The 24,724-nt window shown below is 57.8% G+C and carries 22 protein-coding genes; 17 read left to right on the forward strand and 5 right to left on the reverse strand.

Annotated elements, in window-relative coordinates; all coding sequences use genetic code 11:
• The first annotated feature begins 240 nt into the window (after positions 1-240).
• Positions 241-804: a hypothetical protein gene (locus VJ956_RS14040; RefSeq protein WP_324085665.1), complete on the forward strand. Its 564-nt coding sequence runs from the start codon at positions 241-243 to the stop codon at positions 802-804.
• Between the two features lie 149 nt (positions 805-953).
• On the opposite strand, the gene VJ956_RS14045 is transcribed toward VJ956_RS14040, so the two are convergent.
• Positions 954-1,967, reverse strand: coding sequence for a hypothetical protein (locus VJ956_RS14045; protein ID WP_324085666.1), 1,014 nt, complete (start codon positions 1,965-1,967; stop codon positions 954-956).
• A gap of 127 nt (positions 1,968-2,094) precedes the next feature.
• Between VJ956_RS14045 and VJ956_RS14050 the strand changes: the two genes are divergently transcribed.
• Together VJ956_RS14050 and VJ956_RS14055 are read left to right on the forward strand one after the other, a co-directional pair.
• On the forward strand, positions 2,095-3,852 hold the full coding sequence (locus VJ956_RS14050) for an autotransporter assembly complex family protein (RefSeq protein WP_324085667.1): 1,758 nt from the start codon (positions 2,095-2,097) through the stop codon (positions 3,850-3,852).
• Entirely contained in the window at positions 3,849-7,625 is a 3,777-nt protein-coding gene (locus VJ956_RS14055) for a translocation/assembly module TamB domain-containing protein (RefSeq protein WP_324085668.1), read from the forward strand. The genes VJ956_RS14050 and VJ956_RS14055 overlap by 4 nt, the downstream gene beginning before the upstream one ends.
• Before the next feature lie 25 nt (positions 7,626-7,650).
• Here VJ956_RS14055 and VJ956_RS14060 read toward each other — a convergent pair whose 3' ends face one another.
• Together VJ956_RS14060 and VJ956_RS14065 are read right to left on the reverse strand one after the other, a co-directional pair.
• Positions 7,651-8,394: a gamma-glutamyl-gamma-aminobutyrate hydrolase family protein gene (locus tag VJ956_RS14060; RefSeq protein ID WP_324085669.1), complete on the reverse strand. Its 744-nt coding sequence runs from the start codon at positions 8,392-8,394 to the stop codon at positions 7,651-7,653.
• The gene (locus VJ956_RS14065; RefSeq protein ID WP_324085670.1) at positions 8,387-9,382 is read right to left on the reverse strand and encodes an amidoligase family protein; all 996 of its coding nucleotides are present in this window, start codon (positions 9,380-9,382) and stop codon (positions 8,387-8,389) included. Before VJ956_RS14065 ends, VJ956_RS14060 begins: the two co-directional genes overlap by 8 nt.
• Before the next feature lie 172 nt (positions 9,383-9,554).
• Between VJ956_RS14065 and lexA the strand changes: the two genes are divergently transcribed.
• Positions 9,555-10,166, forward strand: a complete 612-nt coding sequence (gene lexA / locus VJ956_RS14070) for a transcriptional repressor LexA (RefSeq protein WP_324085671.1) — start codon at positions 9,555-9,557, stop codon at positions 10,164-10,166.
• Positions 10,167-10,209: 43 nt separating this feature from the next.
• A complete protein-coding gene (locus tag VJ956_RS14075; protein WP_324085672.1) occupies positions 10,210-10,716 on the forward strand; it encodes a cell division inhibitor SulA in 507 nt (168 codons plus the stop codon).
• Positions 10,717-10,734: 18 nt separating this feature from the next.
• Here VJ956_RS14075 and VJ956_RS14080 read toward each other — a convergent pair whose 3' ends face one another.
• Together VJ956_RS14080 and VJ956_RS14085 are read right to left on the reverse strand one after the other, a co-directional pair.
• Positions 10,735-10,995 carry a hypothetical protein gene (locus VJ956_RS14080; RefSeq protein ID WP_324085673.1) on the reverse strand — a complete coding sequence of 87 codons (261 nt, stop codon included), beginning with the start codon at positions 10,993-10,995 and terminating at the stop codon, positions 10,735-10,737.
• A gap of 47 nt (positions 10,996-11,042) precedes the next feature.
• Entirely contained in the window at positions 11,043-11,519 is a 477-nt protein-coding gene (locus VJ956_RS14085; RefSeq protein WP_324085674.1) for a DUF6586 family protein, read from the reverse strand.
• Between the two features lie 167 nt (positions 11,520-11,686).
• On the opposite strand from VJ956_RS14085, the gene VJ956_RS14090 reads away from it, so the two are divergent.
• From VJ956_RS14090 to VJ956_RS14145, 12 genes are all read left to right on the forward strand, one after another.
• Entirely contained in the window at positions 11,687-12,010 is a 324-nt protein-coding gene (locus VJ956_RS14090) for an SOS cell division inhibitor (RefSeq protein WP_324085675.1), read from the forward strand.
• A 74-nt stretch (positions 12,011-12,084) separates the two neighbouring features.
• The gene (locus VJ956_RS14095) at positions 12,085-13,530 is read left to right on the forward strand and encodes a sigma-54 dependent transcriptional regulator (protein ID WP_324085676.1); all 1,446 of its coding nucleotides are present in this window, start codon (positions 12,085-12,087) and stop codon (positions 13,528-13,530) included.
• A 242-nt stretch (positions 13,531-13,772) separates the two neighbouring features.
• The gene (locus tag VJ956_RS14100; RefSeq protein ID WP_324085677.1) at positions 13,773-15,038 is read left to right on the forward strand and encodes a sensor histidine kinase; all 1,266 of its coding nucleotides are present in this window, start codon (positions 13,773-13,775) and stop codon (positions 15,036-15,038) included.
• Positions 15,039-15,050: 12 nt separating this feature from the next.
• Complete coding sequence (locus tag VJ956_RS14105; protein WP_324085678.1) at positions 15,051-16,517, forward strand: sigma-54 dependent transcriptional regulator; 1,467 nt, start codon at positions 15,051-15,053, stop codon at positions 16,515-16,517.
• Positions 16,518-16,726: 209 nt separating this feature from the next.
• Complete coding sequence (fliE, locus tag VJ956_RS14110; RefSeq protein WP_324085679.1) at positions 16,727-17,104, forward strand: flagellar hook-basal body complex protein FliE; 378 nt, start codon at positions 16,727-16,729, stop codon at positions 17,102-17,104.
• Between the two features lie 15 nt (positions 17,105-17,119).
• A complete protein-coding gene (gene fliF / locus VJ956_RS14115; protein ID WP_324085680.1) occupies positions 17,120-18,838 on the forward strand; it encodes a flagellar basal-body MS-ring/collar protein FliF in 1,719 nt (572 codons plus the stop codon).
• On the forward strand, positions 18,831-19,871 hold the full coding sequence (fliG, locus tag VJ956_RS14120) for a flagellar motor switch protein FliG (protein ID WP_324085681.1): 1,041 nt from the start codon (positions 18,831-18,833) through the stop codon (positions 19,869-19,871). Before fliF ends, fliG begins: the two co-directional genes overlap by 8 nt.
• Before the next feature lie 10 nt (positions 19,872-19,881).
• Positions 19,882-20,772, forward strand: a complete 891-nt coding sequence (locus VJ956_RS14125) for a flagellar assembly protein FliH (protein ID WP_324085682.1) — start codon at positions 19,882-19,884, stop codon at positions 20,770-20,772.
• Positions 20,753-22,138 (forward strand): flagellar protein export ATPase FliI, encoded by a 1,386-nt coding sequence (fliI, locus tag VJ956_RS14130; RefSeq protein WP_324085683.1) that lies wholly within the window; start codon positions 20,753-20,755, stop codon positions 22,136-22,138. The genes VJ956_RS14125 and fliI overlap by 20 nt, the downstream gene beginning before the upstream one ends.
• Complete coding sequence (fliJ, locus tag VJ956_RS14135) at positions 22,138-22,578, forward strand: flagellar export protein FliJ (RefSeq protein WP_324085684.1); 441 nt, start codon at positions 22,138-22,140, stop codon at positions 22,576-22,578. Before fliI ends, fliJ begins: the two co-directional genes overlap by 1 nt.
• A gap of 105 nt (positions 22,579-22,683) precedes the next feature.
• Positions 22,684-22,989 (forward strand): STAS domain-containing protein, encoded by a 306-nt coding sequence (locus tag VJ956_RS14140; protein ID WP_324085685.1) that lies wholly within the window; start codon positions 22,684-22,686, stop codon positions 22,987-22,989.
• A complete protein-coding gene (locus VJ956_RS14145) occupies positions 22,986-24,722 on the forward strand; it encodes an ATP-binding SpoIIE family protein phosphatase (RefSeq protein ID WP_324085686.1) in 1,737 nt (578 codons plus the stop codon). Before VJ956_RS14140 ends, VJ956_RS14145 begins: the two co-directional genes overlap by 4 nt.
• The last annotated feature ends 2 nt before the right edge of the window (positions 24,723-24,724 follow it).

Below are 24,724 nucleotides of genomic sequence, written 5' to 3' on the forward strand. Positions count from 1 at the left end.
CCAGCGACCGCAGTTCTGATTGAAATCGCGTTAATGTCCATCTATACCAGAAGAACCGGATTGATAAGATCGCGGCGGAACCGACCCGGTCTGAGTGCATCTGCAATCTGGCTTCCGTCATCACCAGAGATGTGCAACGTTAATCCAGTTGTCTGCCACTGTGTAACATCGTCACATACCGGGATCAGATTCATGACTAACATGAAGGCTCTTTACCAATATTGAGACAGGAGTAATGTCATGAAAAAACAGGTCTGTGCTTCAGTTATGGGTCTTGTGCTCGCCTCTGCGTCCACGGGAGCCGCCGCCGAGGAATGGGATTTCCTTGCCGGCCTCAGCGACGATTACCAGGCAAAACCCAGCCTGGCACTGGTCGGGGGCATTATGGACCCGGACTCGGGATCGCTCGATTCTGGTGCGGTCTATGGGGTGGAGTTTTCCCTGAACTGTCCGCTGCTCCAGCCGCCGAGCAACCGCATCCGTCAGCAACTGAGCCTGACCCAGTTTGATGAGGACGGTGTGGAGATCACCAGCCTGGAACTCAGTCCTCACTACGTGGTACCCATGAGTGAAAATCTCGAAATCGGCTTCGGGCCGGGTTTCGGCGTTCTGGATGTGGAAGCCGGCCCTGAGGATGAGATGCTGTTTGGGGTCCACGCCGGTGCCAGTGTGCATTATCGCCAGGGCGCCTTCTTTGCTGGCGCCGAGGCGCGTTATCTGGTCACCACCGAAGAGCGCTTTGGTGGCACCGACCGGGACGCCGATAACGCCCGTGTGTTGCTTAAAGTGGGCATAAACCTCTAGGCCGAGCGGGTCTGAAGCAGCGCGGCTGCCAGGTCTTCAGTTAGCGGGCCTGGCCGCTGTCCCCCGGGCAGGGCCCGGGCCCTGTCCTGGCTTTCCGGGTCCTTTGGCGCCAGCCATTTGCCAAGGCCCGGGTGGCAGGAATATGTTGGTCATGGCAGTTCCTCGCGCCAGTGTTTTACCCTGACCTGGGTTTTGATTGCCTCGATAATCTCGTTCAGCAGACTGATCAGAGCCTCGTTCTGAACGTTCTCACCTTCCTTGTTTTGTTCCTCCGGGAATGGCAGAAAGACATTCACGATATCTTCGATAAAGGCGTGGTTCGATGACGTCGCCAGATCCTCGAGAATCTGGTGGATAACATTGGCCACGATGTCGCCGACACATTCTTCCAGTGTCTCCTGAATAGTGGGTCCCACTACCGGAAGAAATTTCAGCCGGGACAGTTCCAGATTCTGCTTCAGCGCGTTGTCTACTCGGTTCTCCAGATAGCTGCGCAGGGCGCCACGGTTGGGCACGTAACCTTCCTGAGCGGCCTCGGCGACCCGCTGCGAGAGCCAGTTCGAGATCATTTCCCGCCGGGGGTGGAGAATGTCCTGCTGAATGCGGTCAAAAAGCGGTGAACCTCTTTGTAATTCCTCCTGGACGCCGGACAGAACCTTGATCACGATCCGGTCGGATAGCTCCTCCAGAAACGCATCGTAATAGAAACTGATAAATTTGAAGAGTCTGGTCTGGGTAAAGTCGATTACCTTGTACTGGTGCAGGCGATAGATAATGGAAATCACCCGCAGAACCCGCAAAAAGCGGAAGCTGCCTACCGGTATGCAGCCGACAATGTCGTACCAGTGTATGAAAGGGTAAAAATACCAGCGGGCATAGACCCTGGCTTTGACCGCATAGCCCCAGCGCACCACAAATTCGGTGAGGAAAACGGCCACGAACATCAGATCGTAAACAATAAAATTACGGTGGATGGGCTGATAGAATTCATTGATGGACGGGGAAATGGAACCAAGTCCGTTCTGGATAATCTCAAAGCCATAGACTGAATCGAAAATAATAAAGGCCAGGTTGATAATCAGCAGGCCCAACATCAGAAAATCAATGGTGAACCAGATCAACTGATGGCTCTTTCTGAGATTCTCCGTATTTACTTTTAGCATTCAGGCGCCTGATTCCAATGATCCTCAGGGTCATTAGCCTACCATGGATTAACTTGACCTGACCCACTGAAACTAAGAGTGTTGACCGGCTGTTTATTTTTATTTTAACAAGACTGCAAGAGACCGGATGTACAACCTACTACCTTCCCAGTTGCGCCTTCGGGTCCTGACTGGCCTGTTCCTGCTTGTGATGGCGGCACCTGTGTGCCTGGCAGACCAGATAATCGTGGAAATAAAAGGCGACTACCCGGGATTGCAGGAAAATGCCGAGGCTTTTATTCAACAGGTAAATGGGCGCTCCGCCGACAGACTGCGCAGGTACGCGGACACTGCCCGAAGCCAGGTACGCAAGGCTCTGAGAGCGCTGGGCTATTACCAGCCGGACATTGACTGGAGTATCAGCCAGCCAGGGGACCAGGACGCGCCCGCACAACTGATGCTGTCAGTGGTCCCCGGTGAGCCGGTTCGCATCCGCTCGCGGACGGTAACAATCAGGGGGCCGGCCAGTGATGACGGGGAGTTCAACCTGGACCTGCCGTCCCGGCCCGCAGTGGGCGATGTGCTGCACCACGGGCAGTACAACTCCCTGCGCCAGACGATTCAGAATGCCGCCAGCAGGCTGGGGTATTTCAACGGCCAATTTGAAGTCCGGCGGCTGGCCGTCAATCCTGAAGAGAAAGCGGCGGACATTACTCTGGTGTATGAAAGCGGACAGCGGTTCCGGTTGGGAGAGGTCCGGTTCAGTGATGGCCATGGATTTGATCCCTCCCTGCTTGATCGGTTTGTAAGCTTTGAACCCGGCTCATATTACCATTCACGCAAGATTACAAAGCTCAACAGTGACCTGGCCAACAGCGGCTATTTTGCCAGTGTGGATGTGGATGCCAGCCCGACCAGTGCAGATAACGGAACAATTCCCGTAACCGTGGCTTTGCGAACCCGCGATCCGCGTTCAGTGGCGGGAGGAATTGGCTTTTCCACCGACGTCGGGCCACGGCTGAGAGGCACCTGGCGGGAACACTGGATCAATTCGAAGGGCCACCGCCGCGGCGCTGAGACCGAGCTGGCGGCACCGCGTCAGAACATTTCCGGTTGGTATGAGGTGCCACTGGACCCACCGATGACGGATTCGATCCGGTTCTCCGCCGGTTATCAGCGTGAGGATATTGAGGAAGTTGAGTCCGAACTGTTTACCCTTGCCAGCCGATGGAATCATCAACTGGACAGCGGCTGGATGCAGACCGCATCGGTCAGGCTGGAAGAGGAAAGATTCCGCTTCGGCGATGGCTTCAGCGAACGGAGCCGTTTGGTGCTTCCGGGTATCGGGTATTCCAAACTGCAGGCAGATTCGGCCTTCGACCCGTCCCGAGGCTATCACTTGTCGGTAGAAGTAACTGGCTCCCAGAGAGCCGCGTTTTCCAGTACTGATATCCTCCATGTCGAGATGCTTGCCAAGGGCCTTTATACGCTTGCGGATAATCACCGGTTTCTGGCCCGCGCCCGCGTGGGCGGCGTTGGTACCAACCGATTTTCGGATGTGCCGCCGTCATTGCGGTTTTTTGCCGGCGGTGATCAGAGCGTACGAGGCTACCGTTATGAAGCCCTATCGCCGAAAGACGAAGATGGGATTGGTATTGGTGGCCGGTTCGTGCTGGTAGGCAGCATGGAATATCAGTACCAGTTTGCCAAAGCCTGGCGGACGGCGGTCTTCGTGGATGAGGGCAACGCCATTGATGATCCCTTTGATCCACTGGCGACCGGAGTCGGAGTCGGAATCCGCTGGATAAGCCCGCTCGGGCCACTGCGCCTGGATATTGCCAAAGGACTGGACCCTCGCTTTGGCGGCGAATGGCGGGTGCACTTCTCTATGGGGCCAGAACTATGACCGACACCAGGAAACCAGCAGCATCCGAGGGCCAGGAAATGCCCGGAGCCAGACCCCACAGGCTCAGATTCTGGCTGTTGACGATGCTTACAATAGTCGTGCTGCTGCCGCTAGTGCTGGTCAGTGCGCTGTTGTTGGCGCTCAGGTCTGAAACCGGCACTGCATGGGTGATTGAACAGGTGCCGGGGCTGACGGTTAGCCGGGCGCAGGGCTCGTTGCTGGGGCAATGGCAGGCCGGAGCACTGACCTGGCAGGGTTTTGGCGTTGGCGTGGACGTGACTGAACCATTCATTGAATGGTCTCCGGGCTGTCTGTTGGGTAAAGAAGTCTGCCTGGACCGGCTTGAGGCCCGGGCCGTTGATGTCAGTCTGCTTACTCCTGCGTCCGATGGCACTGGACCGACCACGATCAGCCTTCCCGACGTTAATCTGCCAGTTGCGTTAAGAATAGGCTCAGTCGATATTGGCCCACTCACCTTGAACGGAGATGCAATCTGGGACCGCTTCCGGTTCGGGGCCAGTGGTTCGGGTTCTGACTGGTCGGTTTCCCGGCTGAGTATTCAGCGTGAAGCGCTTGAACTTGATGCTTCCGGCCGGCTGCAGACCCGGGGAGACTGGCCACTGGATCTGATGGTTGAAGCCCGGCTGCCGCCGCCAGAAGGCGACGAGTGGCTGCTGGATCTGAATCTGACCGGCAGCGCCACCAAACTGCGGGTGCGTGGAAACAGTCAAGGTTACCTCAACGCCAGCGTGTCAGGGCGAACCGAACCCCTGAAACCGGCGCTTCCGGCCCGGCTCCGGGTTCAGACTGAAAGCTTCAAAGCCACCGCCAATCTACCCGATACGCTGACTCTGCTGGATACCGACATCACTCTCTCCGGAAGTCTGGCGGACGGTTTCAGAGTGGACGCGAAGGGCCAGCTCCCGGGCGTGACCAGCAATGTCGCGATGAGGCTGCAGGGCCTGGTGACCACCACCGGCGCCCGCAAGCTGGACCTTCGTCTGACGGGGCAGGGCACCGGTGATTCAGCTACGGGCGCCGCATCGGTTAACGGCGACGTTAGCTGGCAGGACGCGCTGTCTGTTGATGCAAAAGTGGCTCTGGACGCTTTTGCCTGGTTTAACCTGGTTCCCGGTGTCGAGCCGCCGCCCGTTGTGCTGAGGCGGTTTGACGGTGATGTCGCTTATCAGGATGGGCAGTACAACGCCACGCTGGAGGCAGTGGTGGCCAGCCCCCAGGGTCCGGCAAACCTGGCAGCAGATATTGCGGGCGATATGGAATCCCTGGAAGTGTCCGGGCTGCGGGTCAATACCGGAGCCGGTTTCCTTGGCGGCCGCGCCCGGGTTGGCTTTGCCGGGCCATTGACCTGGCAGGCCTCACTGGAACTGAGCCAGTTCAATCCCGGGTACTGGGTACCCGCCCTTGCGGCCAGTCTGAACGGTGAAGTGACAAGCGAGGGCACAATCCCGTCTGAGGGCGGGCCCTCTATTCAGGCAGCCTGGGATCTTCAGGGTACCTGGCAGGCCAGTGAAGCCGAACTTCGGGGCCGGCTGGATCAGGCTGGCGATACGCTGGTGCTGTCGGATCTCGAGTTGCAGGTGGATGAGAACCAACTTTCCGGGCGGGGCGAATGGGGGCCGGTACTGGCCGGTGAGTTCCGGCTGGTTATGCCGGAACCACAGCTTTTCCTTCCCGCGCTGGCGGGTAATTTTGCAGGCGGGGTATCAATCAGCGGTTCACCCGAATCGCCCCTGGGTTCGGTATCACTGACCGGTACGGGGCTGAGCTGGCAAGACCGGGTTGAAGTTGAAAGCCTGGACTTGTCCGCCAGCCTGTCCGCCGGTCAGACGATCAAGGGCGATCTGACGGCGACCAATGTCGAGGCGGTGGGGCAGACGCTGGAGACTCTGGCTCTGGATCTGTCAGGTACCCAGGACGATCATCGCCTGGATATCAGCGCCGCTCACCGCGAGGCGAGGGTGCTGCTGAGTTTTGCCGGAGCATTGGGGCCTGAGTTCTCGACCTGGGCGGGGCAGCTTGCCAGGGGAGAAATCGATGTCACCAGCCAGGATCAGTTCTGGCGTCTGAATCAGCCCGCCGATCTGGCCTACAGCCAGGCCGGTCGGCTGACCTTTGGCAAGCACTGCTGGATGTGGCAGGACGCCAGCGTTTGTGCGGGTCAGCAGACGCTGCTGCCGGACCCGTCCCTGGATTATCGAGTCAGGAAATTCCCGACAACGGCGCTGTCGCCCCTGGTACCGGAAACCCTGAGGTGGAATACCCTCCTGAATGCGGATCTCTCCCTCGATAGCCCGGCGACCGGCCCTGAGGGCAGCCTTTCGGTCAATGCCGGAAGCGGTGAATTTTCTGTGCTTAACGGTGATGAATGGGAAACCTTCGAATACACCGCCCTGTCGACCCGGCTTGACCTTCTGCCCCGGCAGGCGGATCTGGCCTTTGCCCTGGAAGGACCACGGCTGGGAGCTCTGGTTGCAGATGTGAGCATCGATCCTGAATCCGGGGAACGGAATCTGGATGGCAGTTTCCGGATTTCAGGGCTGGACATCGCGCTGGCCTCGGTTTTTGCCGGGCTTGAGGAGGTTCAGGGCCAGCTCAATGGCCAGGGCCGGATTTCCGGCCCGTTGATGAAACCAGCCGTTGATGGCAGGTTGGTGGTGACAGGGGGGCAGATCTCGGATCCCTCGCTGCCGCTGCCTCTGAATAAAATAACCGTTGATATTGCGCTCAATGGCTATACGGCCGACCTTTCCGGCCGCTGGACCAGTAACGAACGCAGTTCCGGCGTCCTGAAGGGCACCGCCAGCTGGCAATCTGATCCTCAGGTGAACCTGCGCCTGACCGGTAAGCGCCTGCCGTTTCAGTATGATCCCTACGCCAGCGTCGAGATTGAGCCGGACCTGCAGATAGCCTTTGACCACGACGGATTAAGCATCAGCGGACAATTGGACGTTCCGCGGGGTTCAATCGAAATCAGTAAACTGCCAAATCAGGCAGTCTCGGTCTCTGATGACGAGGTGATCGTGGGCGTTGACCGGGAAGAGCCGCAACCGCTCCCGCTTGAAATGAACGTCACGGTGACCGTCGGCGAAGATCTGGTGTCGTTTAACGGGTTTGAGGTCACTGGCAATCTGGAGGGCACCCTTCGCATTGGCAACGACATGGACACGCGCGGCACGCTCCGGCTGATGAACGGCCGTTACGAAGCCTACGGCCAGGAGCTTGAACTGCGACGCGCACGCCTGCTTTTCACCGGTCCACTGTCTGAGCCCTATCTCGACATTGAAGCGATTCGCCGGGTTGACACAGTCATTGCCGGAATTCGCCTGACCGGCCCGGTTTCCGCGCCCCAGACAGAAGTGTTCTCAGAGCCGGAGATGCCTCAGACCGATGCGCTGTCGTACCTTGTTCTGGGTCGGCCACCCCAGAGCCAGAGTCAGAGCCAGGGAGAGGAAGGGCAGATCCGTAATGCCGCGATTGCACTGGGATTGAACCGGGCTTCCGGCATTACCCGGGGTATCGGTGAGGAACTCGGAATACGGGAACTGACTCTGGAAACAGAAGGCTCCGGCGATCAGGCCGCCGTGGTGGCCAGTGGCTATCTGACGGATGACCTCAGCCTGCGCTATGGAGTGGGGCTTTTCGAGCCTTTCACCACCGTGGCGCTGCGTTATGATCTGGGGCGGTATTTCTATCTTGAGGCCGCCAGCGGCCTGGCGGCATCGCTCGATATTTTCTATACCCGTGACTTCTGAACAATCACCCCATGCTCTGCCGGTTTCAACCTCGGGGCGCCGGTTTATCCAGCCGGGCAAGCTTGCGTTCTTCCGCGGCCTGAACAAAGTGGCGGAAGATGCGGCGGTGGCCAGCGTGGTACATCAGGTATTCCGGGTGCCACTGAATGCCCATCAGCCACTGCCCAGTGGTGTTTTCGATGGCCTGCACGAAGTAGTCCTTGTCCACCCCCACGACCCGCAGATGCCGGCCCAGCCGCTTGATGCTCTGGCTGTGAATGCGATTTGCTCCGATAACCGGGTGTTTCATAACCTCGATCAGCCGGCTGCCCTGAACCAGCCGGACCGTCTGTAAAGGCAGCAGCAGCGGTCGGTGTTTGGTATGCCTGCGCAGGGGGGTCACGTTCTGGCACAGGGAGCCGCCGCGAAAAATATTGATGAGCTGCGCACCGCGACAGATCCCCAGCACCGGAATACCCAGCGTTTCGGCGTGGGACAAAAGGTGGAAATCGGTATTATCACGGGGGCGATCATAATTCGCCGTGACCGCCGGTTCCTGCCCGTAACGGGATGGATGAACGTGGGTGCCACCGGAGAGCACCAGGCCATCGAGCAGAGAGACATCAATATGTGAGCCGGGCCGGATGGTGTGCGTGCGGGCACCTTGCAGGCGCAGCGAGAAATTGATCAGCCGGTGGGCCAGAGTACGTCTGGCCGGGCCGCTGATGCCGATGGTCAGGCCCGGATGCTCCGGTTTTTCTGCTGGTATTTCAGGCTCTAGTTCAGACATAGTCCCGTTCGCGAAGCCATTGGTTAGTCGTTTCAACCCAGTTTTGCGTCAGGTTGCGCAGGCTGAGCTTCCGGCTCTCCCGGAAGACCCTGTTCAGGGCGGCAAGGTCCGTGGTACTGGCCACCAGTTGCTCAAGTATCACCCAGTCATTCCAAACGGTGGAAAAATGCCACACCGAATTGTCAATATCGCTGTCCGGCAGACGGTAGTGAAGCGTTGGCCGGCTCTTGATACGGATGTCGTCGACATAGCTTGCCAGCAGCTTCTTGTCAATGTGGGCGAACAATGGCAGCAGGTCCAGCGCCTTGTTACGGGTCGGGTTATGGTGCAGGTAGTCTTGCATCAGCTGCTTCATGTCCGGCTCGTAATCTTCCGCGATCAGCAGGTCGATGTAAGCGCTGCTCCAGGGCTCGATATAGGTCGTGAGCTTGCGGCTGATATCCACCTGGTGGCGAGCTTTGAGCCAGTCATACAGTGCTGCAAATGCCCGTAAATACCGCAGCAGGGTAGCGGGTTCCAGATCTGGCAGTTCCGGGTTCAATTGCAGACCGAAGGCATAATAGATGGCTTCGCGGGTGCCGAGTGCGCCGGCTTCTCTCAGCTCATCGCAAAGCATTTCCATCCGCTCGAGTTCGGTGAATGGCAGCGGTGGCGAGATAATTTCCATTGGCACGATTTTTTCGGCTGCGGCGTCAATCACGCTCATGGCGTGGCCGCCCAGTTCACGCACGGACTGGGGAAGGCGGGCGTCCTGCAGGTCCAGATCCTTGATCGGATCGGAATCCAGCTCAATAGTAAAAGCCCCCAGGTCGGTGTTGACTTCGGAGACGTAGCGGGAGACCTGATGGCTGTCACCGCCCAGCAGACTGCTGCAGAGCGTAATCAGTTCATGGTAGCCGAGTCCCGAGAGTTCAATTTCAACGCCAACCCTTCGTGGTGCACCTTCTTTGGTATTGAGGATATCCGGCATTCTGCATCTGCTACTCATGTTCTCGCCTTTGGGGAAAATTAATCAAACCATAATACAGACATATTACCGGAGCGTGGTGACGATCCACCCAATGGTGGGCTAAAAAAACGGCGGCCGACTTTACACTGGATGAAACACTGTATATAGTTGCAATACTGTATATAAAAACAGGCATCTTTGAGGCGAGCGAATGAAACTGACAGCGAGGCAAACACAGGTACTGGAGATTATCCGCCGTTCCGTCGATGAAACCGGATACCCGCCTACCCGTGCCGAAATTGCGGCAGAGCTGGGCTTTCGTTCAGCCAATGCTGCCGAAGAACATCTCCGGGCTCTGGCGCGCAAGGGAGCGATCGAAATGGTGCCGGGTGCCAGTCGTGGCATCCGCTTGCCGGAGACGGAGGAAGACCTGGGGCTGCCGGTTATCGGACAGGTTGCGGCGGGCAGCCCGATTCTCGCCCAGGAGCACATTGAAGATCATTGCACAGTGCGGCCTGAATTCTTTTCGCCGTCTGCCGATTACCTGCTGCGTGTCCGGGGCATGAGCATGAAAGACATCGGCATTCTCGATGGCGACCTGCTGGCGGTCCATCGAACCCAGGATGTCCGCAACGGTCAGGTTGTTGTAGCGCGGGTCGGTGAGGACGAGGTGACGGTCAAACGCTTCCGTAAGGAGGGGTCAAAAGTACTGCTGATTGCAGAGAATGACGAGTTTGATCCGATTGAAATTGACCTGACCGAGCAGGAACTGTTTATCGAAGGGCTGGGTGTGGGCGTGATCCGTCGTTCGGATCTCCACTGAGCAGGCCTGGCTAACGGATTTAAAAGAGCGGGTGAGGCACATCATGGAACAACTCAGCTTTAATCAGAATCTGGCGTATGCCAATCACACAAACCAGCGGGTGCCTGCGGGTCTGCCTGGCCAGGGTGTCCGGAGTACCGCAGAAACAGGTGTCAGAACGCCTTCGCCGGTCGCTGGCCCGACAACCGGAGCAGCAACAGGGAATGTCACTGAAATCATCATGCCCGAAGGGCAGGTAGAAAATTTCCAGTTATTACTTCCGATGCTGACCCAGTTGAATCAGGAGAAGCGATGGCTTGCCTGGATCGACCCACCCCAGAGTCTGGTTGGCAAATGGCAGAAAATGCGGGGCATTGTCGCCGGCGAGTTGCTGGTGTTGCGCTCAACGCCAGAGCATCCGGCGGGCGACCTTGCCGAGCGTGCCTTGAGCGCGGGCACCTGCCATGCCGTTGTGATGTGGACACAAAAGCTCGGGCGCAAGTCACTTTCGGCGCTGGAACAGGCGTCAGCAAAAGGGAACAGTCATGGGGTCGTGCTGCGTCAACGTTAGTCAGAGGCTCCCCGGATTTCAGTGAAGTGTATACGAGTGCCGGATGGCCGGTGTGTCCACTTCATCTTCCTCAAATTCAATGTCATGGCTGATATCGCCTGCAGCTTCAATGCCGGCAGCGATCATTGCTTTGGCAACGGCCATATCCCGGTCTTCCATCATTTCTTTGGCCTCTGATGAAAAGGAAATCCTGACCAGGGGCGCGCTGTCGTCGTCAACCCGACGCAGGGCGTATTCGCCGTCGTTCAGTTGTACTATTTCAAAAAAAGAAGGTGACATTTTTACAGCCTTTCAGTTTGCTCCCCCGAGCTGCGTCAGCGGTGGTCTCACCATTCGCTGTGGCGGTCCTCAAGGGTGTCGATAAAATGTTTGAGCTCTGCCAGTGTCCGGGACAGGGCCTTTGCAGACCGATCTGGCCCGTTCGCAACGGCCACCGCAATGATGTTCTCATCGCTCACGGTTTTTTTGGCGGGCGGTGGGCGGGTCTGGTCATATTCGAGTTGATCAAGATGAGTCCACCAGTTCGAGGTGCCGTTGGCAAGCGCATCAAATTCTGCGATTTCCGGGATGTTATCACCAAGCTGTGCCCGCATTTCTTCCAATGTCCCCGGCTCGCTGCGTTTGTCCTGATAAAGCCGTGTAACCATAACCAGTAACAGCTGGCGCGACCGCAGACACAGCTCAACCGCACCCTGCCATAAAGCCTCCTGCAGCGGTAATGACTCCGCCTCGTCAAGCTGTACGAGCAGGGTTCTGGCAAGATAGATTTTCCGGGATACCAATGAATACCACTGTGATGCCATTAACTACCTGCCGGAACCCGTTACGAATATGGCCCCCACCATCAGGGGACAGCGGTTATCATATCATTTATCCTGCACAAATTCTTGGTTTACGGTTCTGCCGGATGGACTCCCGGGAATCGGTTCAGGCCTGGACGCATTTGGCAATCCGCCGCGGGGAGCAAAAGATGACAGAAAATCGGCTTGATGCCATCGATACGCTGATCGAACACCTGAAAACAGCGCTCTCGGAGCGGGACTGGAGTGAGGTGTCGAGGCTGACCCGGTTGATCCCGCCCACCGTAAAGCCGGTGATGGAGGCTCTGGAATCAGGGGAGCTGGAACCGGAGCCGGTCCGCAACCGTCTGGCTGAAATTCAGGACTTTTGTGGCCGAGCGGATATTTCAGCACAGGAGGCGAAGGCCGAGGCCCGGAAGGCGCTGGCGGCTATCAATCAGAATCGAAGCGCTGCCAGGGCCTACCAGGATGTCTCGGTTAATCCCCGAAAGTAGCGTCATAAAATTGACTCTCGCAGAGGTTCAGTCTTAAATACGGCAGAAACTTTTGCTCAAGAGATCCGATTTTAATGTCCAGGAATAATAAAGTGCTGGTTCTCAGCGAGGATGGCGAGACAAGACGCGACATCCTCACCATCCTCGAATTTATCGGTGAAGAGGAGATATCCGCAGGGAATGAGGCTCTGGCTCTGCTGGCGGATCCGCAGGCACTGGAGGAAGTGTCCGTTGTTATTCTTGACGGCAACGATACCTCGGTGCAGAGCACCGTTACCACCATCAGCCAGTCCACCCGGGGCGTGCCTGTACTCATGGTGGGTGACCCCGATCTGCCCGGACTGCCGGCCGAAGCTGCCAGCAGAATCATTGCCCGGATGGAGTGGCCGCTGAATTACACCAAGTTTGTGGATTCACTGTATCGGGCCCAGATTTTCCGTGACCAGTATACCCGTACCCGGGAACGCGGCCAGCAGCGCGGCCTGTTGTTGTTCCGCAGTCTGGTGGGTACCAGTCGCAGAATCCAGTCAGTGCGCCAGCTGATGGAGCAGGTGGCGGACAAGGATGTCAGTGTGATGATTACCGGTGAATCCGGAACCGGCAAGGAAGTTGTTGCCCGCAACCTGCACTATCATTCTGCCCGCCGCGACCGGCCCTTTGTACCGGTTAACTGCGGTGCCATTCCCGCGGAGCTTCTGGAGAGCGAGCTCTTCGGCCATGAAAAAGGGGCGTTCACCGGTGCCATCACCGCCCGGATAGGGCGCTTCGAGCTTGCCGAAGGGGGCACCCTGTTCCTTGATGAAATTGGCGACATGCCGCTGAACATGCAGGTAAAAATCCTGCGGGTGCTGCAGGAGCGCACGTTTGAAAAAGTGGGCAGCAACCGGACCCAGTCAACGAACGTCCGGGTGATTGCGGCTACTCATAAAAACCTGGAGGACATGATAGTGGAGGGCGACTTCCGGGAAGATCTGTATTATCGCCTCAATGTCTTCCCTATCGAAATGCCGGCCTTGCGGGAGCGGGTGGAAGACATTCCCCTGCTGATCAACGAGCTGATATCCCGCATGGAAAAGGAAAAGCGCGGTTCCCTGCGAATGAATTCTGCCGCCATCATGAGCCTTTGCCGGCACGAGTGGCCTGGCAACGTCCGTGAACTGGCCAACCTGGTTGAGCGTCTGGCCATCATGCACCCGTATGGTGTGATCGGCGTCCAGGAGTTGCCCAGGAAATTCCGCTACGTGGATGATTTCGATGAGAACCCGCCGCTTGAAGATTCCGACCTGTCTGGCGGCATTCCCGCGCTTGTTGGCCTTGATGCGCCAGCTTTGCTGCCAGTTAATGGCATTGACCTGAAAGACTACCTGTCCAGCCTTGAGAAGCAGCTGATCCAGCAGGCACTGGATGAGGCTGGCGGGGTGGTTGCACGGGCTGCAGAAAAGCTGCGGATCCGCCGGACTACGCTGGTTGAAAAGGTCCGCAAATACGGTCTCCGGGATGAGGAATCCGAAGAGATCTGAATCGATCAGCTGATTTCCAACGGCGTCAAAGGTTCGTAACCTTTGGCGCCGTTGTGCTTTCAGCGCGACAGAAAACCGTCATTCCAGCCTTTCAGGATTTTCTTTCCTATTGAAAAATATACTAAAAGTAAATCTGGCACAGTCCTAGCTTGGTCCTTTGCGAAGAGCACTGCAAAGTTTATGGAAACGATCCATCCGAATTGGTGCGGGCCGGCTTCAGGGCCTGATCAGAGGGCGAGTTTATGAGTCATTTACAGTTTGTAGTTCAGTCAGCATCGGAGGGATCATCCTCCGCCAATGCCGCTGCTGATGTTAACGACAAAGTGACCGCTTTATTTCCCGAACAAGATGACGAAGCCGTGGGTACCGCGCTGGATCTGTTCAACCAGATGTCGCGGCAGATCACCGATTCCTACCGGACTCTGGAATCACGGGTCAATCAGCTCTCCGGCGAACTGACGGCGGAATCCCGCCAGCGTCAGGTGGAACTGGAGCAGAAAGAAGAACTGGCCGACCGCCTTTCGACCCTGTTACAGGCGCTGCCTGCCGGTGTCGTGGTGCTGGATAGCCAGGGGGTGGTCACCCAGGCCAACCCGGCCGCTATTACATTACTGGGCGAACCTCTGGACGGCGAGCGCTGGGTAGAGGTTATCCGCCGCTGCTTTGCGCCACGACGAGACGATGGCCACGAAGTGTCTCTCAAGGACGGACGCCGTGTCAGCATTGAAATCCGGACCATGGAAAACCAGCCCGGCCAGTTGATTCTGCTGACGGATCTGACCGAGACCCGCCAGCTTCAGAGTCAGCTCGCCCATGCCCAGCGTCTGTCCGCTATGGGCAAAATGGTGGCGTCTCTGGCCCATCAGATTCGCACTCCCTTATCAGCGGCGATACTTTACGGTGGCCACCTTGGTCAGCCGGATCTTGACGAAGAGCTGCGCCAGCGCTGCGCGTCCCGGCTGATGTCCCGGCTGACCCATCTGGAGCAACAGGTGCGGGATATGCTCATCTTTGCCCGGGGTGAAACCCGACTGGCCGAGGAATTATCGACCGAAAGTGTAGCCCAGGCGCTGAAAGCGGCCATTGAAGGTTTGCGCCTGCCGCCAGAAGTGCAGATTGATCTGGACGGCAACGTGACTGATCAGTCGATGTTGTGTAACCGCGATGCGCTGGTCGGTGCCTGCACCAATCTTGTCAATAACAGCATTGAAGCGGGGGCCAGAAACATCAGCATTGTGCTGCACCAGCGCGAACATGAGCTGATGATCCGGGTCTCTGATGATGGCCCCGGTTTTTCAACCGACCAGACCAGCCAGATGCTTGAAGCCTTCTATACCACCAAGTCCCACGGCACCGGACTCGGGTTGGCCGTTGTTCAGGCCGTTGTTAAAGCCCATCAGGGCAGCTTTCATATCGACTCGCCTGCGGATGGCGGTGCGACGGCGACCGTTTTGCTGCCGTTATTGCGCGCCGCTAAAGGCGGTCGGCAATCAAAAGACAATAAGTGACCGGAGGTATTCATGGCCAAGGCCCAGATTCTGATTGTTGAAGACGACCACGATCTGCGTGAGGCGCTGGTCACCACTCTGGAGCTGGCAAAGTTCCGGGTGCGGGAGGCTGCAGATGCCGAACAGGCCCTTGATTGCCTGGCGGACGGACCCGTGGATATGGTGGTCAGCGACGTCAACATGCCGGGCCTTTCTGGTCATGACCTGCTTTTCCAGGTTCAGAAGCTGTATCCGGGATTGCCAATGATGCTGATTACCGCATACGGCCAGATCAGCCACGCCGTATCTGCCATGCAGGCGGGGGCGATCGATTATCTGGTGAAACCCTTTGAACCCTCGGTGCTGGTCGATGCGGTCAGCCGGATTGTCGGCTGCAGTCAGAACCGGGGCAGTGATGCGCCTGTTGCCGAAGATCCCGTCAGCAAGCGGCTGTTTCAGCTTGCGGCCAAAGTGGCGGCCAGTGACTCGACGGTGATGATCTCCGGGGAAAGCGGCACCGGCAAGGAAGTGCTGGCACGGTACATTCACCAGCAGTCGCCCCGGTCAGAACAGCCATTTGTGGCCATCAACTGTGCGGCCATTCCGGAAAACATGCTGGAGGCCATCCTGTTTGGCCATGAACGGGGCGCCTTTACCGGAGCCGTGGCGTCAGCACCCGGCAAGTTTGAACAGGCCAATGGCGGGACCATTCTGCTTGATGAAATTTCAGAGATGGATATGGGGCTTCAGTCCAAGCTGCTACGGGTTCTTCAGGAGCGTGAGGTTGAACGTGTGGGCGGGCGCAAGACCATTGCTCTGGATGTACGGGTAATTGCCACCACCAACAGGAACCTTGGTCACTATGTCCGTGAGGGCCAGTTCCGGGAAGATCTGTATTACCGCCTGACCGTATTCCCCATGCACTGGCAGCCCTTGCGGGAACGACCCCTGGATATTCTGCCGCTGGCGAGCTCGTTGCTGAAGGGACATTGCCGCAAGATGAAGCTGACCGGTATCACCTTTGCCCCGGATGCCAGGCAGGCGCTGACCGCGCATCAATGGCCGGGCAACGTAAGGGAACTGGACAACGCCCTGCAGCGGGCTCTGGTCCTGCATCAGGGAAATGTTATACACGCCAGTGACCTGTGTCTGGAACTGGGCATTAATGGCCGTACTGAGCCGGCTGCACCAGCCGCTGTCGCCGCCACAGCCGGAGACTACCCTGCATCCGGTGCAATCCCGGCTGACCAGGGTATGGCAGATACCGAAAGTCTGTTGACCGAAGTGGAGGTGCCGGCCCGGAGTGAGTCCGTGACTTCCCTGGGCGACGAAGTCCGTGAGCGGGAGTTCAGGATAATCATCGAAGCGTTACGAAAAGAGCGTGGCCGACGGAACCGCGCGGCAGAGCAGCTGGGCATAAGTCCAAGGACACTCCGCTACAAGCTGGCCCAGATGCGGGACGCCGGTATTGATCTGAATGCCGAGCTCGCAATCGCCTGAAGCCTGGAGGTGTGGACTTCGAATGGCACCTTCGGGTGCTTTTTTTTGTCAAAAGACCGTCACCCGTTATTCCGGGATTTCAGGAAAATCTCTCAATATACTGAAATTCAATGAATTTAAATGGTTGGCCTTTAATTTGCTTAAACCTCATTAATTCGTGAATTCGTACACAAGCAGACTGGGTAAGAGTCTGTCCGGGAGAGACAACCATGGTTCAGCGTGCCGACATCAACAGCGTTCTTTCCGAAATCCGCAACATGCGCAGTCAGATGATGGACAATCAGCGGATTCAGCAGGACAACACAGTTCGCGGGCAGGTCGACCGGCCTGCCGGTGTGCAGGAAACCCAGCAGACCTCCCAGGTTCCGAAATTCAGCGATCTGCTGAGCCAGGCTGTGGGCTCGGTCAATGAGCTGCAGCAAACCTCCAGCAGTCTGAAAACCGCGTATGACATGGGTGACCCCAACGTCGATATCACCCGGGTGATGATTGCTTCCGAGAAAGCGTCCATCTCCTTCGAGGCGTTGACCCAGGTGAGAAACCGCGTGGTGCAGTCCTACGAAGACATTATGAACATGCCGATCTGATAGCGGAGTAAATCCATGGCCAGCGTACCTGCCCAGACTGCAAGCGCCAATATGCCGGCAACCCAGAGCGGGTCCGGCTCTGACGGCGCGGAAGGTGCCGAAAATCGCAGTGATCTGATGTTCGGTTTCAATCGGCTTAACCTGCTGCGACAGATCGGCCTGATGGTCGGGCTTGCTGCCAGCGTCGCCCTGGGTGTCTCCGTGGTGCTCTGGGCCCAGGAGCCGAACTATCAGCCAGTGGTCGGCGATATGTCCGGTTATAACCCCCAGGATGTCACCACTATTCTGAGCACCAACAATATCGAATATCGCATGGACCCCCGCACCGGGGCGCTTCTGGTTCCGGCCGAACAGGTATACGACGCGCGGCTCAAGCTGGCCGCCGAAGGTGTGACGGACGAACAGACCATTGGCTATGAACTGCTGGATCAGGACCGGGGTCTGGGAACCTCCCAGTTCATGGAAACCATCAGCTACCGTCGCGGGCTGGAAGGGGAATTGTCACGCACGATCGGCAGCATGCGCGCCGTGCGCTCTGCCCGGGTGCACCTGGCCATGCCTGAGCGCTCGGTGTTCGTTCGCGACGCCCGCGAGCCTACGGCCTCGGTGTTTCTGGAAGTGTTTGCCGGCCGCCGTCTTGAGCAGGAGCAGATCGCCGCCATCATGAATCTTGTTGCCGGCAGCATTCCCCAGATGAAAAAAGATAACGTCACGGTGGTTGATCAGAGTGGCAACCTGCTGACCGGGCAGGACCAGGGCGGTGAAACCCGCCAGATGGAAGACCAGTATGAATATACCAGCCGCGTGGAGGATCGCCTGACCCGCCGGGTGGCCTCGCTGGTTCGCCCTGTGGTGGGCGAGGGCCGGTTTCGCGCGGAAGTAACGGCAGACCTGGATTTCTCCTCGGTGGAGCAGGCCGAAGAACTGTTTAATCCGGACCAGCAGGCGGTTCGAAGTGAGCGGTCGATGACAGATCGGCGTTCGGACGGCGCTGCCCGCGGTATTCCCGGAGCCCTGACGAATCAGCCACCGGCCAATGCAACTGCGCCCGAGCAGGCTGACGCCGGTAATGGCGAGGAAGGGGGTGCGCCGCCAGCACCGGTTAATGTGCGTGAAGAATCGACCCGCAATTATGAGATGGATCGCACCGTCAGTTATATCCGTCAGGAGTATGGTCGCATCAATCGATTGAACGTTGCGCTCGCGGTAGACGACATGAGGGTGGTAAATCCGGACACTGGTGAAGCCACCTACGAACCATGGCCCGAGGCCGAACTGCAGCGCCTGACCATGCTGGTTCGCGATGCCGTGGGTTACTCGGCAGCCCGGGGTGACAGTGTCACGGTCATGAATACGGCCTTTGCCCCGGAACAGGAAATGGAATTTACTCAGCCGGATTTCTGGGAGCAGCCCTGGTTCTGGGACCTGATGAAGCAGGTACTGGCCGGCCTGGTTGTGCTGGTGCTGATCCTGGGCCTGTTGCGCCCGACATTGAAATCATTGTCTGGCGGCGACCGGACCCAGGATGGCGAGGGCCAGGGCCGCAATGACGGTATGGACGGCATTGAAGGTGATGATGCTCTGCGAGAGGCGATGAACAGCCAGGATGCACTGCTGTTGCCGGATGCCTCGGACAGTTATGATAGGCAGCTGAATGCATTGAAGGGGCTGGTTGCCGAAGACCCGGCGAGGGTATCCCAGGTGATGCGGCAATGGGTGAATATCGATGACTGATGACAAGGGGCGTGCCGACGACACGTCGCAGAAACCGCAACGCAAAATCCCGCGGGTCGAGCAGGCGGCCATTCTGCTGATGTCACTGGGCGAAAGTGACGCGGCGCAGGTGCTCAAGCATATGGGTCCGAAGGAAGTACAGCGGGTCGGCACTGCCATGGCGCAGATGAAAGACGTCAGCAAAGACGAAGTTACCTATGTGCTGAACAATTTTATCGAGGCCGTTGGCGGTCAGACCGGGCTCGGGGTGGGTAACGATGAATATATCCGTACCATGCTGTCCCAGGCTCTGGGCGACGATAAGGCGTCCAGCCTGATCGACCGGATCCTGATCGGCGGCAATACCAAGGGTCTGGATACTCTTAAATGGATGGAGCCCCGCGCCGTGGGCGATATCATCCGTTACGAGCATCCCCAGATTCAGGCTATTGTTATTTCTTACCTTGATCCCGATCAGGCCGCGGAGATCCTCGGCACACTTGATGACAAAGTCCGTCTGGACGTGATGATGCGGATAGCCTCACTCGAAAGTATTCAGCCCCAGGCCCTGCAGGAACTGAACGATATACTGGAAAAGCAGTTCCTGGGTGGTTCTGCTGCCCAGACCAGCCGCATCGGTGGTGTCAAACGCGCCGCCGACATCATGAACTTCATGGAACGCAGCTCTGAAGGCGTGCTGATGGATTCGATCAAGGAAATGGATCCGGATCTGGCTTCCACAATTGAAGACCTGATGTTTGTCTTCGATAATCTGGCGGAAATCGACGACCGGGGCGTTCAGGCATTGCTGCGCGAAGTGTCTTCCGAAGTGCTGGTGGTGGCACTGAAAGGTGCGGATGATGCGGTCAAGGACAAGATTTTCAAGAATATGTCCAAACGCGCTTCCGAGCTTCTGCAGGATGACCTTGAGGCCAAGGGCCCGGTCAAGGTCAGTGAAGTCGAGTCGGCTCAGAAAGACATTATCACTATTGCACGCCGTATGGCCGAGGCCGGTGAAATTACCCTCGGTGGTTCCGGCGAGGAAATGATGTGATGCTGATGTGATGAAAGACCCTCGCCGCAACCTCGACCGTATTCCCAAGGAAAACCTCACAGCCTATGAGCGCTGGGAGCTTCCGTTGCTGGATGCCACAGGAAACGAGGTGGCGCGTGAGGAAGAGCGAAATGTCAGACCACTGACTGCCGGTGACATCGAAGAAATCCGTCAGGTTGCCCATGCTGACGGCTTTGAAGAAGGTCGCAAAGAAGGCTTTGAAGCCGGCCACAAGGAAGGACTGGAAAACGGTCACAGTGAAGGTTTTGCCGCGGGCGAAAAAGCGGGCCGGACTCACGGCGAAGAACAGGGCCTGGAACAGAGCCGTCAGGATGTCGAGACAAAGCTTGAGCGTCTTGAAGAGCTGATGGGCGAGCTGCTGTTGCCCATTCGGCGGCACCAGGACGAGATTGAAACTGCGCTGGTCAATCTAACCACAGTGTTGTCCAGAGCCGTGCTTTACCGCGAGCTGGCTTTGGATTCGTCCCAGATCGTCGCCGTTGTCAGAAAAGCCATGGCCTCCCTGCCTTCGACCAGTGAAAACGTGCGCATACATATTCACCCCGACGACTACCAGTTTGTCGGTGACGTTGCCGATCGCTTCGAAGCAAAGACATCGGTGGTGGAAGATGCGGCCATCATGCGCGGTGGATGCAGACTCGAAACCCGCCACAGCCTGGTCGACTTTACCATTGAGAAGCGCTTCCAGAAGGCGGTCCAGGATATGCTGAGCGAAGAACCGGATCAGCAATCCCCGGGCGACGGCGAAGGCATGGATGCGATCATGGATGACCTGACCGATTTCCGCCGGGATGTGTTGAATCCGCAAGAGAACGAGGCCACTGACCCCGAAGGAAAGGGTTCAACCCGGGAGGACGACGATGACGGCAAGGCTGGCTGAACGCCTGAGCAGTTTGCAAAAAGGCCTTGCCAGTGAGCCCGAACCGGAGCTTTCCGGGCGCCTCACGCGCATGGTCGGTCTGACCCTTGAGTGTGTCGGCTGCCCGATGGTGGTGGGGGATCGTTGTGTCATTACCGGCCAGGGCACCGGCACCGTTGAGGCCGAAGTGGTTGGCTTTGAGGATGAGCGGGTCTATCTGATGCCACTCACGGCGATCGAAGGGCTGCGTCCCGGTGCCCGGGTGGTTCCCCTGTCTATAGCCAGCCGGGTGCCGGTCGGCCCGGAACTGCTGGGCCGGGTGGTGAACGGTAACGGCGAGCCTCTGGACGGCAAGGGACCGCTGCAGACCGAAAAGCGGGTTTCCCTCAGTGGCGATATTATCAACCCGCTGGACCGGGCGCCGGTGCGCAAATCCATGGACGTGGGGATTCGGGCGATCAATTCACTGCTGACCGTGGGGCAGGGCCAGCGCCTGGGCCTGTTTGCCGGTAGTGGCGTGGGCAAGAGTGTGCTGCTGGGCATGATGACCCGCTTTACCGACGCCGATATCACCGTGGTCGGGCTGATCGGCGAACGGGGCCGGGAAGTCAAGGAATTCATCGAGGATATTCTGGGTGATGAAGGCCTTGCCCGCTCTGTGGTGGTCGCCTCGCCGGCAGACGATTCCCCCCTGATGCGCCTGCGTGCAGCCATGCTCACTACCCGCATCGCGGAGTACTACCGGGATCAGGGCAAGCGGGTGCTGCTACTGATGGACTCACTGACCCGATACGCCCAGGCACAACGGGAGATTGCGCTGGCCGTTGGCGAACCACCTGCAACCAAGGGTTATCCGCCTTCGGTCTTTGCCAAATTACCCCAGCTGGTTGAACGTACCGGTAACGGTCGCCCGGGTGGTGGCTCGATTACCGCGTTTTACACCGTTCTTACCGAGGGCGATGACCAGCAGGATCCGATTGCCGACGCCGCCCGGGCAATTCTGGATGGACACATCGTGTTGTCCCGTCGGCTTGCGGAAGAAGGCCATTATCCGGCAATTGATGTGGAAGCTTCCATCAGCCGGGTAATGCCGCAGGTGACCGATACCGCTCATTTCACCCGGGCCCAGCGCTTCAAGCAGGTTTATTCCCGCTACCAGCAGGCCCGGGATCTGATCAGCGTGGGGGCCTATGTCAAGGGCTCTGACCCGGAAACCGATTTTGCCATTGCTCACATTGCCAACATGGGCCAGTTCCTGCAGCAGGGCCTGAACGATAGCGCAGGGCTTGAGGAAAGTATCGATCAGTTGATGGCCGTGGTTCCGGAGCGCCGCTCTCCGGACCGTCCCAAAATGCCGCCGGCCAGCGGCCGCACTGAGGCCGGCTGATGCTTCGCTCGCAGCGGCTTCAGGTGGTCCTGAAACTGGAGGAGCAGAAAGAGCATCGGGCCCTGGAAAAAATGGCCGAGGCGCAAAAAGCTCATGATGCCCAGCGTCAGCAGATTGACAACCTGGAGCGCTATCAACAGGAGTACCGCGATCAGATCCGGGCGAATCAGCAGGGGGTTGTGGCGGTTTCCCGCCTGCAGGCATGGCAGGCTTTTATCGCCCAACTGGATCAAGTGATCGGGCAGCAACAGGCATTGCTTGATCAGACCCGGACAAAGCTGGACGCCTGTCGCGAGCAGTGGCGATTGGCGTGGGAGCGTCGTCGGGGCATGGAAAAGTACATTGCAACCTGTCGCCGCAAGGAACAGCAGCAGAGCGACGCCAGAGAGCAGAAACTGGCTGATGAAGCCGCCAACCGGTTCTATCAGCGCCGCAGGTAGGCGTATTCCCGCTACAGATGCAAAACCGCACCATTCGGCTATCCTTGCACCTGAGAGTCATTGATTTTTCAGCTCTCTGCCCATGCACCTCATGGAGACTTCTGAATGCCGATCCACACACATCGCAGTAACGATGACCAGACCCTGACCATTGGTATCGAAGGGCGGTTTGATTTCAGCACTCACCAGGAGTTCCGTAACGCCTACGAGCAGGAAGGCCGTGAAGTGCAGAATTTTGTTGTGGATCTGTCCGACACCACCTATCTGGACAGCTCCGCACTCGGGATGCTGTTGTTGCTCCGCGATTTTGCCGGCGGCGACGCCTCGCGAATTGAAATCAGGAACTGTAACAACGATGTGCAGCGCATACTGACGATCTCGAATTTCGGAAAGCTTTTCGCGATCAAATGATCGATGTCGCAGGATCACCTGGCAAGACCCTGAAAATTCTGATTGCTGACGACAGTGACAGCGACCGGCTGATTCTCGCAAAGCTGATGAAGCGGCTTGGCCACGAGGTCAGGGCGGCTGCCAATGGCGATGAGGCAGTCGCCATCTTCAACGATTACCAGCCGGATATTGTCCTGCTGGACGTGCTGATGCCGGTGATGGATGGCATCACTGCTGCACGGAATATCAAGGAGCTGGCGGGCGAAACACTGGTGCCAGTGATTTTCCTGACCTCCCTGACCGATGCGGATGCGCTGGCCCGCTGCCTGGACGCCGGTGGCGATGACTTCCTGACCAAGCCCTACAATAAGTTGATTATTCAGGCCAAGCTCGGCGCCTTTGACCGGATGCGGCAGATGCACCGGACCCTGAGCCGGCAACGCAACCTGATCAGCGAGCGCAATAACCAGTTGCTGGAAGAGCAGCAGCTGGCCAAGCGCGTGTTCGATAATATCGCCCATACCGGTTGCCTGAACGCCGATAATATCCGCTATTACGTGTCGCCGATGTCGATTTTCAACGGTGATATCCTGTTTGCCTGCTCACGCCCGGCCGGAGGCATGCATATCCTGGTTGGCGATTTCACCGGCCACGGTTTGCCTGCCGCTATCGGCGCCCTGCCGATTGCGGAAATCTTTTACGGTATGACCAGTATGGGTTTCAGCGCCAGTGACGTGCTGCGGCAAATCAATGACAAGCTCACGCGGATTCTTCCGGCTGGCATGTTCTGCTGCGCGGCAATGGTTCAGGCCGATTTCCGGTTGAACCAGCTGCAAATCTGGAACGGTGGCTTGCCAGACGCGGTTCTGTTCAGAGACCGTGGCGCGCGGCAGCTTATCGCCTCTCGCCATCTGCCGCTCGGGGTTCTGGATCCGGCCCGGTTCGATGCTGCCATGGAGCTGTTTCAGACCAGCGCCGGTGATACGCTGCTGCTGATGACAGACGGTGTGCTTGAGGCGGAAAACGGGGAAGCCGAGAGGTATGGAGAGACCCGCCTGCAACGTGCATTCGACGATGCACCCGCTAACAGCGCCCCGGACAGTATGATTGACACCCTGCTGGGTGCCATCCGGGAATTTACCGGCGAGCGGGCCGGGCAGGATGACCTGACCCTGGTATCACTGAAGATGGTGGCGTCTTCGCAATTCCATGAGGCGGCTGAAAAGTTACCGCAATTGACGCTGACAGGCCCCTCTCATTGGCATTGCGTCTATGAAGTGCGGGAGCAGACCCTGGCCCAGTTCAGCCCACTGCCACTATTGTTACATATCTGTATGGAGGTTCCGGGGCTACGAAGCAAAAGCTCGGATATTTACACGCTGCTGGCCGAACTTTATAACAACGCTCTGGAGCATGGGGTACTGGGTCTGTCCTCGGAACTGAAAGCGTCATCGGACGGTTTCAGCTATTATTATGAAGAGCGTGAGCGTAGGCTCGGCAAGGTAGCCGGGCACTGGATAAGGTTTGAGCTGACACACTCAATGAGCGAGCTTGGTGGACAGTTGAAAATCGTCTGTGAAGACAGCGGCTCGGGATTTGATATTTCCCGGCTTCAGAGCAGGGCTGATTGCGTTGACACCAGTTACAGTGGCCGTGGATTGATGCTGATGCGAAAGCTGGGAAATTTTCTGCGTTATGCGGAGTATGGCAACCGGGCAGAAATTGTTTATGATTGGAAGCTTGGCATTGAATAAGC

Origin of the sequence: Marinobacter sp. (assembly GCF_035268745.1) — a bacterium.
In the GTDB taxonomy this organism is placed as follows: domain Bacteria; phylum Pseudomonadota; class Gammaproteobacteria; order Pseudomonadales; family Oleiphilaceae; genus Marinobacter.

Bases quoted from the DNA above. Each gene is read 5' to 3' on its own strand.
- fliJ (WP_324085684.1), top strand. From the start codon at position 22,138: ATGCTTCGCTCGCAGCGGCTTCAGGTGGTCCTGAAACTGGAGGAGCAG.
- VJ956_RS14040 (WP_324085665.1), top strand. From the start codon at position 241: ATGAAAAAACAGGTCTGTGCTTCAGTTATGGGTCTTGTGCTCGCCTCT.
- VJ956_RS14060 (WP_324085669.1), bottom strand. From the start codon at position 8,394: ATGTCTGAACTAGAGCCTGAAATACCAGCAGAAAAACCGGAGCATCCG.
- VJ956_RS14085 (WP_324085674.1), bottom strand. From the start codon at position 11,519: ATGGCATCACAGTGGTATTCATTGGTATCCCGGAAAATCTATCTTGCC.
- VJ956_RS14050 (WP_324085667.1), top strand. From the start codon at position 2,095: ATGTACAACCTACTACCTTCCCAGTTGCGCCTTCGGGTCCTGACTGGC.
- fliG (WP_324085681.1), top strand. From the start codon at position 18,831: ATGACTGATGACAAGGGGCGTGCCGACGACACGTCGCAGAAACCGCAA.
- VJ956_RS14075 (WP_324085672.1), top strand. From the start codon at position 10,210: ATGGAACAACTCAGCTTTAATCAGAATCTGGCGTATGCCAATCACACA.
- VJ956_RS14065 (WP_324085670.1), bottom strand. From the start codon at position 9,382: ATGAGTAGCAGATGCAGAATGCCGGATATCCTCAATACCAAAGAAGGT.
- VJ956_RS14105 (WP_324085678.1), top strand. From the start codon at position 15,051: ATGGCCAAGGCCCAGATTCTGATTGTTGAAGACGACCACGATCTGCGT.
- VJ956_RS14095 (WP_324085676.1), top strand. From the start codon at position 12,085: ATGTCCAGGAATAATAAAGTGCTGGTTCTCAGCGAGGATGGCGAGACA.
- VJ956_RS14090 (WP_324085675.1), top strand. From the start codon at position 11,687: ATGACAGAAAATCGGCTTGATGCCATCGATACGCTGATCGAACACCTG.
- VJ956_RS14055 (WP_324085668.1), top strand. From the start codon at position 3,849: ATGACCGACACCAGGAAACCAGCAGCATCCGAGGGCCAGGAAATGCCC.
- VJ956_RS14045 (WP_324085666.1), bottom strand. From the start codon at position 1,967: ATGCTAAAAGTAAATACGGAGAATCTCAGAAAGAGCCATCAGTTGATC.
- fliI (WP_324085683.1), top strand. From the start codon at position 20,753: ATGACGGCAAGGCTGGCTGAACGCCTGAGCAGTTTGCAAAAAGGCCTT.
- lexA (WP_324085671.1), top strand. From the start codon at position 9,555: ATGAAACTGACAGCGAGGCAAACACAGGTACTGGAGATTATCCGCCGT.
- VJ956_RS14125 (WP_324085682.1), top strand. From the start codon at position 19,882: ATGAAAGACCCTCGCCGCAACCTCGACCGTATTCCCAAGGAAAACCTC.
- fliE (WP_324085679.1), top strand. From the start codon at position 16,727: ATGGTTCAGCGTGCCGACATCAACAGCGTTCTTTCCGAAATCCGCAAC.
- VJ956_RS14145 (WP_324085686.1), top strand. From the start codon at position 22,986: ATGATCGATGTCGCAGGATCACCTGGCAAGACCCTGAAAATTCTGATT.
- fliF (WP_324085680.1), top strand. From the start codon at position 17,120: ATGGCCAGCGTACCTGCCCAGACTGCAAGCGCCAATATGCCGGCAACC.
- VJ956_RS14080 (WP_324085673.1), bottom strand. From the start codon at position 10,995: ATGTCACCTTCTTTTTTTGAAATAGTACAACTGAACGACGGCGAATAC.
- VJ956_RS14100 (WP_324085677.1), top strand. From the start codon at position 13,773: ATGAGTCATTTACAGTTTGTAGTTCAGTCAGCATCGGAGGGATCATCC.
- VJ956_RS14140 (WP_324085685.1), top strand. From the start codon at position 22,684: ATGCCGATCCACACACATCGCAGTAACGATGACCAGACCCTGACCATT.